Source organism: Streptomyces sp. NPDC032822 (assembly GCF_055578825.1).
This window is the reverse complement of sequence record NZ_JBVIOL010000007.1, coordinates 277,406-290,122: the sequence shown is the minus strand read 5'-3', so window position 1 is coordinate 290,122 and position 12,717 is coordinate 277,406. Positions and strand designations below refer to the sequence as shown.

13 protein-coding genes are annotated in these 12,717 nt (G+C 71.5%); 6 read left to right on the top strand and 7 right to left on the bottom strand.

Features of this window, described 5'->3' with window-relative positions; all coding sequences use genetic code 11:
- Positions 1-282 precede the first annotated feature (282 nt).
- Complete coding sequence (locus ACZ5VD_RS21840; RefSeq protein WP_468547234.1) at positions 283-867, top strand: suppressor of fused domain protein; 585 nt, start codon at positions 283-285, stop codon at positions 865-867.
- A gap of 30 nt (positions 868-897) precedes the next feature.
- Here ACZ5VD_RS21840 and ACZ5VD_RS21835 read toward each other — a convergent pair whose 3' ends face one another.
- Positions 898-2,124 carry an MFS transporter gene (locus ACZ5VD_RS21835; protein ID WP_468682974.1) on the bottom strand — a complete coding sequence of 409 codons (1,227 nt, stop codon included), beginning with the start codon at positions 2,122-2,124 and terminating at the stop codon, positions 898-900.
- A gap of 166 nt (positions 2,125-2,290) precedes the next feature.
- Between ACZ5VD_RS21835 and ACZ5VD_RS21830 the strand changes: the two genes are divergently transcribed.
- From ACZ5VD_RS21830 to ACZ5VD_RS21820, 3 genes are all read left to right on the top strand, one after another.
- Positions 2,291-2,932 (top strand): DUF6758 family protein, encoded by a 642-nt coding sequence (locus ACZ5VD_RS21830; protein ID WP_468547232.1) that lies wholly within the window; start codon positions 2,291-2,293, stop codon positions 2,930-2,932.
- Between the two features lie 181 nt (positions 2,933-3,113).
- Entirely contained in the window at positions 3,114-3,971 is an 858-nt protein-coding gene (locus tag ACZ5VD_RS21825) for a PHP domain-containing protein (protein WP_468682973.1), read from the top strand.
- A 116-nt stretch (positions 3,972-4,087) separates the two neighbouring features.
- Positions 4,088-4,693 carry a MarC family protein gene (locus ACZ5VD_RS21820; RefSeq protein WP_468547230.1) on the top strand — a complete coding sequence of 202 codons (606 nt, stop codon included), beginning with the start codon at positions 4,088-4,090 and terminating at the stop codon, positions 4,691-4,693.
- Positions 4,694-4,798: 105 nt separating this feature from the next.
- Here ACZ5VD_RS21820 and ACZ5VD_RS21815 read toward each other — a convergent pair whose 3' ends face one another.
- Positions 4,799-4,951 (bottom strand): hypothetical protein, encoded by a 153-nt coding sequence (locus ACZ5VD_RS21815; protein ID WP_467510682.1) that lies wholly within the window; start codon positions 4,949-4,951, stop codon positions 4,799-4,801.
- Between the two features lie 236 nt (positions 4,952-5,187).
- On the opposite strand from ACZ5VD_RS21815, the gene ACZ5VD_RS21810 reads away from it, so the two are divergent.
- Positions 5,188-6,081, top strand: a complete 894-nt coding sequence (locus tag ACZ5VD_RS21810; RefSeq protein WP_468547229.1) for an NYN domain-containing protein — start codon at positions 5,188-5,190, stop codon at positions 6,079-6,081.
- Between the two features lie 25 nt (positions 6,082-6,106).
- On the opposite strand, the gene ACZ5VD_RS21805 is transcribed toward ACZ5VD_RS21810, so the two are convergent.
- Entirely contained in the window at positions 6,107-7,003 is an 897-nt protein-coding gene (locus ACZ5VD_RS21805; RefSeq protein WP_468682972.1) for an alpha/beta fold hydrolase, read from the bottom strand.
- Between the two features lie 176 nt (positions 7,004-7,179).
- Positions 7,180-9,726 carry a DEAD/DEAH box helicase gene (locus ACZ5VD_RS21800; protein ID WP_468682971.1) on the bottom strand — a complete coding sequence of 849 codons (2,547 nt, stop codon included), beginning with the start codon at positions 9,724-9,726 and terminating at the stop codon, positions 7,180-7,182.
- Positions 9,727-10,190: 464 nt separating this feature from the next.
- Between ACZ5VD_RS21800 and ACZ5VD_RS21795 the strand changes: the two genes are divergently transcribed.
- Entirely contained in the window at positions 10,191-10,946 is a 756-nt protein-coding gene (locus ACZ5VD_RS21795) for a ferritin-like fold-containing protein (RefSeq protein WP_468547226.1), read from the top strand.
- Positions 10,947-11,026: 80 nt separating this feature from the next.
- Here the strand turns inward: ACZ5VD_RS21795 and ACZ5VD_RS21790 are convergent, their stop codons facing one another.
- The 3 genes from ACZ5VD_RS21790 to ACZ5VD_RS21780 form a co-directional block, all read right to left on the bottom strand.
- On the bottom strand, positions 11,027-11,293 hold the full coding sequence (locus tag ACZ5VD_RS21790) for a hypothetical protein (RefSeq protein WP_468547816.1): 267 nt from the start codon (positions 11,291-11,293) through the stop codon (positions 11,027-11,029).
- 224 nt (positions 11,294-11,517) lie between these two features.
- On the bottom strand, positions 11,518-11,745 hold the full coding sequence (locus ACZ5VD_RS21785; protein ID WP_468547225.1) for a DUF3107 domain-containing protein: 228 nt from the start codon (positions 11,743-11,745) through the stop codon (positions 11,518-11,520).
- Positions 11,746-11,891: 146 nt separating this feature from the next.
- Complete coding sequence (locus tag ACZ5VD_RS21780) at positions 11,892-12,533, bottom strand: TetR/AcrR family transcriptional regulator (protein ID WP_468547224.1); 642 nt, start codon at positions 12,531-12,533, stop codon at positions 11,892-11,894.
- Between the last annotated feature and the right edge of the window lie 184 nt (positions 12,534-12,717).

Here is a 12,717-nt window from a genome sequence, read left to right as displayed (position 1 = left end):
ACGAAGCGCTCTTCCGCGGTGAAGCGAGTGCGAGAGGTGGCGGCCAGCCAGAGCCAGAGCAGCTACATCAGCGGCGGGAAGAGCGGGTGCTACTGCACGGTCGACTTCGGTCCATTGCAGCCCCACCTCCTCCGGCCGGTCCCTCGTAAGGGAGTCTCGACGGCGTCAGGGCTTGACCGCGACGCTTCTGCGTGCTGCCCCGAACCACCGGCTCAGGGTATCAGCCGGCCGAAGTGTCAAGGCGCTGCTTTGCCCGGTACTGACGAGTTCTATGCTCGCGACATGGCTGATGTTCTTCCTCTGGTCGAAGCCCGGTTGCGCACCGCGCTGGGCGAGCCGGACGCGCGCGCGGCGGTCACCTTTCTGGGCACCGACCGCATCGAGGTGCTCCGCTTCACCGAGGGCGACATCGTCCGCTACGCCACGCTCGGCATGGCCGCCCGGCCGATGAGCGACCCCACGGCGGCGCTCGCCGACCCGGTCGAGGGGCCGCGCGCCGAACTGGTGCTCTCCGTCCGCGGCGAAGGCGCCGAGACCGACAAGGTGCTCCGCCCGCTCGCCGTCCTCGCCGCGTCCCCGCAGGTCGAAGGCGTGGTCGTGGCCCCCGGCGCCTCCCTGGACGTCGGTGAACCGCTGTGGCCCGGCGCCCCGTTCACCTCGGTCCTGGTCGCCGAGCCCGGCGGCCTGGTCGAGGACCTGGAACTCGACCAGCCCCTCGACCCCGTCCGGTTCCTGCCGCTGCTCCCGATGACCCCGAACGAGGCAGCCTGGAAGCGGGTGCACGGCGCGCAGGCCCTCCAGGAGCGCTGGCTGACGAACGGGACGGACCTGAGGGATCCGTCCCGCAGGTCCGTCCCGTTGGAGTGACTGATCTCACCAACCGGTGGCCGGAAACCGTCAGTTGGCGAACACGGCGACGCCGTCCTCGGTGGCGTGCCGCGGCTCCAGTTCTTCGACGTCGTGCGTCAGTGCCTTCCGTCGTACCACCACGACGACCGCGCCCAGCACCGCCGTGACCGCCGCGACCACGAACGGGATGTGGATGTCGCTCCACTCCTCGATCTTCGGCGCGAAGAAGGGGGCGGCGGCGGCCGCGAACCAGCGCACGAAGTTGTAGCCGGCGCTCGCCACCGGGCGCGGGGCGTCCGACACCCCGAGGGCCAGCTCCGTGTACACGGTGTTGTTCACGCCGATGAAGGCGCCCGACAGGATCGTGCAGACGACAGCGGTCGTGTGGTCGCCGTACCCGAGGGCCAGCACGTCGGCCGCGAGCAGCAGCAGTGAGCCGCCGAGCACCTTCAGTGAACCGAACCGCCGCTGCAGCCGCGGCGCCACGAGCACCGAGAAGACGGCGAGCAGCACGCCCCAGGCGAAGAACACCGCGCCCGACCTGTACGGGGTCATGTCCAGCACGAACGGCGTGAAGGCCAGCACGGTGAAGAACGTGTAGTTGTAGAAGAACGACGACACCGCCACCGACGCCAGGCCGCCGTGGCCGAGTGCCCTGATCGGGTCGAGCAGCGAGGTCTTCCTCGCGGGCTTCGGCTGCTCCTTCAGGAACACCGTGATGCACAGGAAGCCGATGGCCATCAGGAACGCGGTGCCGAAGAAGGGGTAGCGCCAGCTGGCGTCACCGAGCAGGGCGCCCAGCAGGGGCCCGCACGCCATGCCGAGGCCGAGGGCGGACTCGTACAGCAGGATCGCGGCCGCGCTCCCGCCGGCCGCCGCGCCGACGATGACCGCGAGGGCCGTCGAGACGAACAGCGCGTTGCCGAGGCCCCAGCCGGCCCGGAAGCCGACGAGTTCGGCGACCGAGTTCGAGGTGCCCGACAGGGCCGCGAAGGCCACGACCAGGGCGAGGCCGAGCAGCAGGGTCTTCTTGCCGCCGATGCGGCTGGAGACGAAGCCGGTGACCAGCATCGCGATGGCGGTGATCAGGAAGTACGACGTGAAGAGCAGCGAGACCTGGCCGGCGGTGGCGTCCAGCCCGGAGGCGATGGACGGCAGGATCGGGTCGACGAGCCCGATGCCCATGAAGGCGACGACGGACGCGCCGGCGGTCGCCCAGACCGCCTTGGGCTGTCGCAGGAGGCTTCCGGCTCCCGCGTCGAGGGGGTCGTCCATGGTTTCCTCCCCTGAGGAGATGGTTGGTATATGCACATACTAAGTTAGCGTGGCTAATTAATGCAAGCTACATCTACTATTGGGTCGCCCGGACCTCCCGGAACCTCCGCCCGGACGGGTGATCAGTCCTTGACGTGGCGCGGCAGGGGTAGGACCGTGGGGCCCTATGAGGGGCGAACCCAGTTGCCCGAAGTGTGGTGGCCGGGTCAGGGCTCCCGGACTCTTCGCCGATTCCTGGCAGTGCGACGCGCACGGCACCGTGCACCCGGTGCAGCCCGTGATCCCGCCCAGTGTCGAGGCGCTCGACGTCGTGGTGCACCGCACCCACGTCCCGGTGTGGATGCCGTGGCCGCTGCCGGTCGGCTGGCTGTTCACGGGCGTGGCCTGCGCGGGCGACGACCGCAGCGGCGGCCGGGCCACCGCCGTCGCGTGCTCCGGACCCGGACCGCTCGGCGGCCTCGGCGAGCTGATCCTGGTCGCCGAGGAACTCGGCGTCGGCCTCGGCGCGCGGTACGCAGGCGTCGACGGCCCGGACCCGGGCCCCTACCTGAACGTCGAGAAACCACCCCAGGCCAAGGTGCTCGCCGCCGGCCGCCCGACCCCGCTCTGGCATGTGGCCGGCGCGCCGGACGACCGCGCGGTCTTCGCGGGCGAGGCGCTCGGACTGTGGGTGTGGGCCGTCGTCTGGCCCGAGCAGTCGGGGCTGCTGATGTACGACGAGCTGGTGCTGACGGACCTGCGGGACGCGGGGGCCGAGGTGGAGCTGGTGCCGTGCGGGGCGTTGTCGCCGCGCTTGCTCGAGCCGTAGGCGCCCAGGGGAGTGGGGGTGCCGGGTGGGTTGGCGGCTGCGGGCTGTCTTGGGCTGGTCGCGCGGTTCCCCGCGCCCCTGGGTGGGTGGTGTAGGGGGTGTTTGGGGGGTTCGGGGGTGACGGGGAGGCGGTTATCCTTGGGCGTTCTGGTTTGTTCCGTCGTCGCTTGGAGTCCGTGTCGTGCGTATTGACCTGCACACCCACTCCACCGCGTCCGACGGCACGGACACCCCGGCCGAGCTGGTACGGAACGCAGCCGCGGCCGGCCTCGACGTCGTCGCGCTGACCGATCACGACACCACCCGCGGGCACGCCGAGGCGATCACCGCGCTGCCGGCCGGGCTCACGCTGGTCACCGGCGCCGAGCTGTCCTGCCGTATCGACGGTGTCTCCATGCACATGCTGGCCTATCTCTTCGACCCCGAGGAGCCGGCGCTGCTCGCCGAGCGCGAGCTGGTGCGGGACGACCGGGTGCCGCGGGCGCGGGCCATGGTCGCCAGGCTCCAGGAGCTGGGCGTGCCGGTCACCTGGGAACAGGTCGCGCGGATCGCGGGCGACGGCTCGGTCGGGCGCCCGCACGTCGCGACCGCGCTGGTCGAGCTGGGCGTCGTACCGACCGTGAACGACGCGTTCACCGGGGCCTGGCTGGCCGACGGCGGCCGGGCCCATGTGGCGAAGCACGAGACCGACCCCTTCGAGGCGATCCGGCTGGTCAAGGGCGCGGGCGGGGTCACCGTGTTCGCCCACCCGGGGGCGAGCAAGCGCGGGCACACCGTTCCTGAGTCCGCCATCGCCGAGATGGCCGCGGCCGGGCTCGACGGCATCGAGATCGACCACATGGACCACGACCCGGACACCCGGGCGCGGCTGCGCGGCCTGGCCCGGGACCTCGGGCTGCTGACCACCGGGTCCAGCGACTACCACGGCAGCCGCAAGACGTGCGTGCTCGGCGAGCACGTGACGGATCCCGAGGTGTACGGCGAGATCACGCGCCGGGCCACGGGCGCGTTCCCCGTCCCGGGGACCGGCGGGGCCTGAGGCTCGCCGCCCCGGCGGCCGTCCCGTTCCCCTCGCGGCCGTCCCGTTCCGCGGTGCCCGGTCGCGGCCGGTCCCGTCCCGTCCCCTTCCGTCCGTCTGTCACCAGCAAGGCTCCCATGTTCGACCTCGCCGTCTTCGGCTCCCTGTTCCTGACCCTCTTCGTCATCATGGATCCCCCGGGGATCACCCCGATCTTTCTCGCCCTGACCTCCGGGCGTCCCGCCAAGGTGCAGAAGCGGATGGCGTTCCAGGCCGTCTGTGTGGCCGGCGGGGTCATCACCGTCTTCGGACTGCTCGGGCACCAGATCCTCGACTATCTGCACGTGTCCGTGCCCGCGCTGATGATCGCGGGCGGGCTGCTGCTCCTGCTGATCGCGCTGGACCTGCTCACCGGCAAGACGGACGAGCCGAAGCAGACCAAGGACGTCAACGTGGCGCTCGTCCCGCTGGGGATGCCGCTGCTGGCCGGCCCGGGGGCGATCGTGTCGGTCATCCTCGCGGTGCAGAAGGCCGACGGCGTCGCCGGGCAGGTCTCGGTGTGGGCGGCGATCCTCGCCATCCATGTCGTGCTCTGGGTGGTGATGCGGTACTCGCTGCTGATCATCCGGGTCATCAAGGACGGCGGCGTGGTCCTGGTGACCCGGCTCGCGGGCATGATGCTCTCCGCCATCGCCGTGCAGCAGATCATCAACGGGGTCACACAGGTGATCCGGGCGAGCTGAGCTCCCACCGGACACGCGGTACGCGCAGAGCCCCCGCCGGCGTCGGTGCCGTACGGGGGCTCTGAAGTCTGCTTCTCGCGGCGCCCTGCCGCGTACTACCGCGTCTTATGAGGCCGAGGTCCCGGCCGGGCGAATCCAGAGGCGCTGTCCTATGGCGGCGGCCTGCTGCACGATTCGGTTGACGGAGGCGGCGTCCACGACGGTGCTGTCCACGGGCGTGCCGTCGACATCGTCGAGTCGCATGATTTCGAAGCGCATTGGCTTCTCCCTTCGTCTGGTCATCCTCCTGCGGAGAACTACTTGTGGTGCGTCCTGTGGTGCGACGTCTTCTGTAGTGAGTCAACGGGCTGCGTGTTACAAACATTCCCTACGCTAAAGAAATTTTTCGAACAGCTAATTACTGACCGGTAAGACGTCTGGTCTGGCAACGGTGTGAACGGGACTGACCGGGACCGGTTGTGTTCGCAGCGTGACCGCCGGGAGAATGGGCGGCGATGAACGACGACCTCGCATCCCTCGGCGCCCGGATCGACCACGCGAACGAGCTGCTCCAGCGCATGCTCGCCGAGGTGGCGAAGACGCCCTCCACGCATGCGATCTTCGTCGACGCGGGGTATCTGTACGCGGCGGCGGGCCGTCTGGTCTCCGGGACGGAGGACCGCCGGGCCTTCGACCTCGACGCCGAGGGGCTGATCGAGGCGCTCATCGACAAGGCCCGCACCATCTTCGCGGACAGCCGCCTGCTGCGGGTCTACTGGTACGACGGTGCCAGGCGCCGCATTCACACCGGCGAACAGCAGTCCATCGCCGAACTCCCGGACGTCAAGGTCCGGCTCGGCAACCTGAACGCGAACAACCAGCAGAAGGGCGTCGACTCCCTCATCCGCTCCGACCTGGAGTCCCTCGCCCGGCACCGCGCCATCAGCGACGCGGCGCTCCTCGGCGGTGACGAGGACCTGGTCTCGGCGGTCGAGGCGGCCCAGGGCTACGGCGCCCGCGTCCACCTCTGGGGCATCGAGGCCCCGGAGGGCCGCAACCAGGCCGAGCCCCTGCTCTGGGAGGTCGACAGCCAGCGCACCCTCGACCTCGACTTCTTCAAGCCCTACGTGTCCCGCCGCACGGCCGCCGCCCACGAGTCGACGGCGTCCCGCCCCACCCGCGAGGCCGTCCGCTTCGTCGGCGCCCAGATCGCGGCGAAGTGGCTGGCGGCACGGGGCCGCGACTCCCTGGTCGACCTGCTGCCGGGCCACCCGTACCTGCCCGGCTCCGTCGACCAGGACCTCCTGGTCGAGGCCGAGGGTCTGCTGCAGTACTCACTGCGGGGACAGGCGGACCTGAGACGCGCCCTGCGGGACGGGTTCTGGGGACACCTGCAGACGCAGTACTAGCCCCTGTCGGTCGGGGTGGTTTTTGTCAGTCCCCGTCGGTGTCCGGGGTCCGGTGGGGCCGGACACCGTCCCAGAAGTCCGCGAGCGCGCGGGCTGTCGGCAGGGGCCGGTCGGTGTTGGGGGAGTGCTCCGCGCCCGGGACGACCGTCCGCCGCGCCTTCAGTCGTACGGCCATAGCGTCCAGCAGGGGCACCGGCCAGGTGTCGTCGTGCGCGCCCGACAGGACGTGCAACGGGAGCGGTACGGCGGCCAGCTCGGCGACCCGGTCCGGCTCGGTGCACAACTGACCGCCCGTGACCCGGAGTTGGGCGGGCCTGGTGCTCAGCCAGCGGCGGCGCAGCTGCTCCGTGCCACCGATCCCGCGCGCGGGACCGCCGACCTCCTCGGGCGGTCCCATCGCCAGGATGGCCTCCCACACCTCCGCCATGCCCATCACGGCGAGCGCGTCCCGCAACAGCTTCACGCGCTGCCGCTGGGAGTCGGAGATCCGGGCCGGACCGGAGGAGACCAGGGTGAAGGAGCGGAAGGGCGTGTGGTCGCGCAGGACCGCGGCACGGGCGATCTGGCCGCCGAGGGAGTGCCCGAGCAGATGCACGGGCCCTTCCAGGGTGCCGGCCTGGGCGAGCACGTCCTGCGCCAACTCGCCCTGCGCATAAGCGGATTCGTCCTGCTCGGGCCCGTCGGACTCGAACTGGCCCCGCCCGTCCACGGCGACCGTCCGGTACCCGCGCGCCGCGAGCGGCTCGTGCAGCAGCGTGAAGTCCTCCTTGCTGCCCGTGAACCCCGGCAGCATCAGCACGGTGCCCTTCGGCTCGACGCCGGGCGCCACGGGCGATTCGACGACGGCGAAGTCCCCGCGCGGGGTGCGCAGGGAGTGGGCGCGGGCGTGCGGAGGCAGGGCGAAGGAGGCTTGGCTGCTCACGGGGGGAGGGTATCGGGTGGCGATGGCCGGGAGGGGGCGAGGCCCCGGCGCGGACGGGAATCGCCGCTGCGGTGCGCGGGAACGCCTGCGAGAGGGCCTGGGGGGAGTGCCTCTGGGAGCGTTGCGGAAATGCCGAAGGCCCGGTCACCGAGGTGACCGGGCCTTCGAGCGGTGGATCAGTTGTCCGTCGACTCCGTGGCGACCGCGGCCTTACGGGCCCGGCGGCGCGGGGCGGCGACCTTCTCCTCGGCGGCGGCCTGGGCCGGGATCTCGGCGGCCACCGCGGGTACCGCGGCCTTGCGGGCGCGACGACGCGGCGCGGGCTCCGCGGCCTCGACCGTCTCACCCTCGACTGCCTTGGCGGCGGCGGTCTTTCGCGTACGACGCGGCTTGACCTCGGTGGCTTCCGAGGTCTCGGCGACCTCGGTGGTGGCGGCCGTCTTGCGGGTGCGGCGCGGCTTGGTCACCGTGCCTTCCGCGGTGTCGACGGCGGCTTCGGCCGGAGCCGAGGCCGCGGCCTTGCGGGTCCGGCGCGGCTTGGCCACCGTGCCCTCGGCCGTGTCGACCGCCGCCTCCGCGGTGGCCGCGGCCTTGCGCGTGCGGCGCGGCTTGGCCTCGACCGGCTCGGCCTCCGCGGCCGGCTGCGCCGGGATCTCGGTGGCCACGGGCTCCGTGGCCACCGTCTTGCGTGTCCGGCGGCGCGGCGCGGCCTCGGTGGCTTCCGGGGTCTCGGCGACCTCGGTGGTGGCGGCCGTCTTGCGGGTGCGGCGCGGCTTGGTCACCGTGCCCTCCGCGGTGTCGACGGCGGCCTCGGCCGGAGCCTTGGCAGCCGCCTTCCGCGTACGACGGCGAGGCGTGGCCTCCACCGGCTCGGCGTCCGATGCCACGGACCCCTCGGCCGTGTCGACAGCGACCTCGGCCGCCGGTGCGGACGCGGCCTTACGGGTGCGGCGGCGCGGCGCGGCGACGGGGGCCTCGGCCTCCACCACCGCCGGCGTCACCGGCTCCGACACCGTTTCCGTCACCGCTTGCGGCAGCGTGGACCCGGCCGTGTCGACCGCCGTCTCCGCGGACTTGCGGGTGCGGCGGCGGCGCGACCTCGCCGGGGCTTCGGCGGCCGGGGCGGCCGTGGACTCGGCCGTCGCGACGGCGGCCTGGGCCGCCTCCGTGACCTGCGCGACCTCGGACACCGTCGACTCGGCCGTCACCGCTGCCGTGGCCGGCGCGATGTCCGGCGCGGCGCCGCGTGTGCGGCGACGGCGGCGCGGGGTGCGGGTCGTGGTGGCGTCCTCCGCCGTGACGGTCTCCTGCGGGGCGACGCCCTCGACGGGAGCCGTGCCGACGGGAGCCGTCGTGTCCAGCGCGGAACCGTTCCTCGTGCGGCGGCGGCGACGCGGCGTACGGGCCGAACGCTCGCCCTCGGCCGGACGGGACTCGTCCCGGCCGCCTCGACCGCCCCGGTCACCGCGACCATCACGGTCACCGCGACCGCCTCGGTCACGGTCACCGCGACCGCGTGCACCGCGGCCGCCCGTCTCGCCCAGGTCCTCGACCTCCTCCGCGCCGAGCCCGGCGCGCGTGCGCTCCGAGCGCGGCAGGACACCCTTGGTGCCCGCGGGGATGCTCAGCTCCTCGAAGAGGTGCGGGGAGGTGGAGTACGTCTCCGGCGGGTCGTTGAACCCGAGGTCCAGCGCCTTGTTGATGAGCTGCCAGCGCGGGATGTCGTCCCAGTCGACCAGCGTGACCGCGATGCCCTTGGCACCCGCGCGGCCGGTGCGGCCGATGCGGTGCAGGTACGTCTTCTCGTCCTCGGGGGACTGGTAGTTGATGACGTGGGTGACGCCGTCGACGTCGATGCCGCGGGCGGCGACGTCGGTGCAGACGAGGACGTCCACCTTGCCGTTGCGGAACGCGCGCAGGGCCTGCTCGCGGGCGCCCTGGCCGAGGTCGCCGTGGACCGCGCCGGAGGCGAAGCCGCGCTGCTGGAGCTGGTCGGCCAGGTCGGCCGCCGTCCGCTTCGTACGGCAGAAGACCATGACCAGTCCCCGGCCGTCGGCCTGCAGGATGCGCGCGACCAGCTCGGGCTTGTCCATGTTGTGCGCGCGGTAGATGTGCTGCTTGGTGTTGGCGACCGTCGCGCCCGCGTCGTCCGGCGAGGTGGCGCTGATGTGCGTCGGCTGCGACATGTAGCGGCGCGCGAGGCCGATGACCGCACCCGGCATGGTCGCCGAGAACAGCATCGTCTGACGGCGGGCCGGCAGGAAGTTGATGATCTTCTCGACGTCGGGCAGGAAGCCCAGGTCGAGCATCTCGTCGGCCTCGTCGAGGACGAGCGACTTGATGTGCTTGAGGTCGAGCTTCTTCTGGCCCGCGAGGTCCAGCAGCCGGCCCGGGGTGCCGACGATCACGTCGACGCCCTTCTTGAGGGCCTCGACCTGCGGCTCGTAGGCCCGGCCGCCGTAGATGGCGAGAACCCGGACGTTGCGGACCTTGCCCGCGGTCAGCAGGTCGTTGGTGACCTGCGTGCACAGCTCGCGGGTGGGAACGACGACGAGCGCCTGCGGGGCGTCGGTCAGTTCCTCGGGCTGGGCGCGGCCGGCCTCGACGTCGGCGGGGACGGTGACGCGCTCAAGGAGCGGGAGGCCGAAGCCCAGCGTCTTGCCGGTGCCGGTCTTGGCCTGGCCGATGACGTCCTTGCCCGTAAGGGCGACGGGGAGCGTCATCTCCTGGATGGGGAAGGCGGTGACGATGCCGACGGCCTCAAGTGCTTCGGCCGTCTCGGGGAGGATTCCGAGCTCTCGGAAAGTCGTAGTCAGGGTGCTGCCTCTTCTGTGTGCGCGGCGCGAGGCGAGCGCGGGGGTCGTCTAAGACCGTGCTGGGGACGTCGACTACTGCCTTACGGGCGGAGCCGTAGGACACGGGACCACTGCCGACGCTCTAGCGCTCGAACCGCTGAGGGTCCCCCTCCGGATCCCGTACGCACTGTGCCGTACGGGCGAGGAGGTCTGTCGGGTCGGAGCCGATCGGGCCACCGACCGGGCATCCTCATTCGTGCGGCCCGTCGTATAGTCGGCGGGCGCATTACCACTGTACCCCGGAAACGCGCACACGCGATGGCCGAATTGGTCACGTAGTCGTCGTCACACTGATTGACCAGGGACTTCCCTCGCGCGGTGAGCGGGCTATTGTGCGCTTCATGACGACCTCTGACAAGCCTGACAACGCCTCCGCCGAATCTGTCGCACCCACCGGAGTCGCCGCCCAGGACTGGACACAGGCATCCGCCGAACCGCAGTACCGCGCCGCGGTCGTCGACCTGCTCGGGGCGCTCGCGTACGGCGAGCTGGCGGCGTTCGAGCGGCTCGCGGAGGACGCGAAGCTGGCGCCGACGCTGGCGGACAAGGCGGAGCTGGCGAAGATGGCGTCGGCCGAGTTCCACCACTACGAGAAGCTGCGCGACCGGCTGACGGAGATCGGCGAGGAGCCGACCGCCGCCATGGAGCCGTTCGTCGCCGCGCTGGACGGCTTCCACAAGCAGACGGCGCCCTCGGACTGGCTGGAAGGCCTGGTCAAGGCGTACGTCGGTGACTCGATCGCCAGTGACTTCTACCGGGAGGTCGCCGCCCGGCTCGACACGGACAGCCGTGAGCTGGTCCTCGCCGTCCTCGACGACACCGGGCACGCCGGCTTCGCCGTGGAGAAGGTGCGCGCGGCGATCGACGCGGAGCCGCGCGTGGGCGGGCGGCTCGCGCTGTGGGCGCGGCGGCTGATGGGCGAGGCCCTGTCGCAGTCCCAGCGGGTGGTCGCCGACCGGGACGCGCTGTCGACGATGCTCGTGGGCGGCGTCGCGGACGGGTTCGACCTCGCCGAGGTCGGCCGGATGTTCTCCCGGATCACCGAGGCGCACACCAAGCGGATGGCGGCGCTGGGACTGGCGGCGTAGGTCACACGGAGTTCGCGGGGGCGGGGTTCGCAAGCGCGGTGTTCGCGGCGTTCACCGCCTGCGCCGTGATCGGCGACGGATCAGGCGGTCGCCGACCGGCGGAGTCTTCCCGCGGGGCGCAGCAGGAGCGAGAGCGAGGCCGAGGAGACGATCGTCGCACCGACGAGGGTCGCCAGGACACCGCCCGCGTCCAGCGCGCTGTGCGTGACGAAGGCGCCGAACAGGGCGCCGGCCACACCGGTCGCGAGGACCAGGGAACGGGCGGGCAGCCGGTGCGACAGTCGGTGGATCGCCAGTCCCGCCAGGACGACACCCAGCAGAGCGGAGCCGAGCGCTTCCAACAACATCATGGGGTCCCTCCCACACGGCCACACTGCGCTTTACGGTCGTAGCCCGTCATACCCGTGACCTGCGGAATGCAATCCTCCTCTGTGCGTGACTTGTGCTCCATATGTGGAGAAAAGAATCTTGAGGAGAAGCGGAATCCCGCGGAGAACCGAGAGGGGCCCGGCGACACTCGGTCGCCGGGCCCCTCTCGTCGTGCATGGAGCCGCATACGGCTCGGGTGTGACTACAGCGCGCCGAAGCCCACCTTGCGGGTGACCGGCTCGCCGAGCTCGACGTAGGCGAGGCGGTCGGCCGGGACGAGGACCTTGCGGCCGTGCTCGTCCACCAGGCTCAGCAGCTGCGACTTGCCCGCCAGCGCCTCGGAGACCGCCCGCTCGACCTCCTCGGGACTCTGACCGCTCTCCAGAACGATCTCGCGGGGTGCGTGCTGCACGCCGATCTTGACCTCCACGGCTATGTCCCTCCGACGGTCAGTGAAGTGCGCGGCCTTCCGCGCCGTACTCCGCACACATTAGCCCGGTGAGGGGACGTCCATGCTCCGCGCAAGAACGCCAACAGCGAACAGCGGGCGGGAACAAACCCCCGAGGTGGGCGTGGTCAGTGGTGATCGGTGCCGTGCAGCGGGAAACCGGCGATGCCCCGCCAGGCCAGCGACGTGAGCAGCTGGACCGACTGGTCGCGCGGGACACTGCGGTCGCTGTGCAGCCAGGAACGCGCCACCACCTGGGCGAGTCCGCCGAGGCCGGAGGCGAGCAGCATGGACTCCGCGCGCGAGAGGCCGGTGTCCTCGGCGATGACCTCGCAGATCGCCTCGGCGCACTCGTTCGTCACCTTGTCGACGCGCTCGCGCACCGCGGGCTCGTTGGTCAGGTCCGACTCGAAGACCAGCCGGAAGGCGCCGCCGTCGTCCTCGACGTACGCGAAGTAGGCGTCCATCGTCGCCCGTACGCGCTGCTTGTTGTCCGTCGTTGACGCGAGTGCGGTGCGAACGGACTGGATCAGGGACTCGCAGTGCTGGTCCAGCAGGGCGAGGTAGAGGTCGAGCTTGCCGGGGAAGTGCTGGTAGAGCACCGGCTTGCTGACGCCGGCGCGCTCGGCGATGTCGTCCATGGCGGCCGCGTGGTAGCCCTGTGCCACGAAGACTTCCTGTGCGGCACCCAGCAGCTGGTTCCGTCGGGCACGGCGCGGCAGGCGCGTGCCTCGCGGGCGTGCCGCCTCTGTCTGCTCGATGGCTGTCACGCCGCCTCCCAATGTCGTCCTCATGCGGTGTGCGCCGCGTCGCCATCGTACTTTTCGGTAACCGTGGTGTGCGCGGTGCGAGCGCAGAATTTCACGGACCGGACGCCGGTGAATACCCTGCATCACCCCTCAAACCGGGAGGTAACGGTCGACGGCCCGGCCCTGCCGGGCCTTCCCGGGGCCG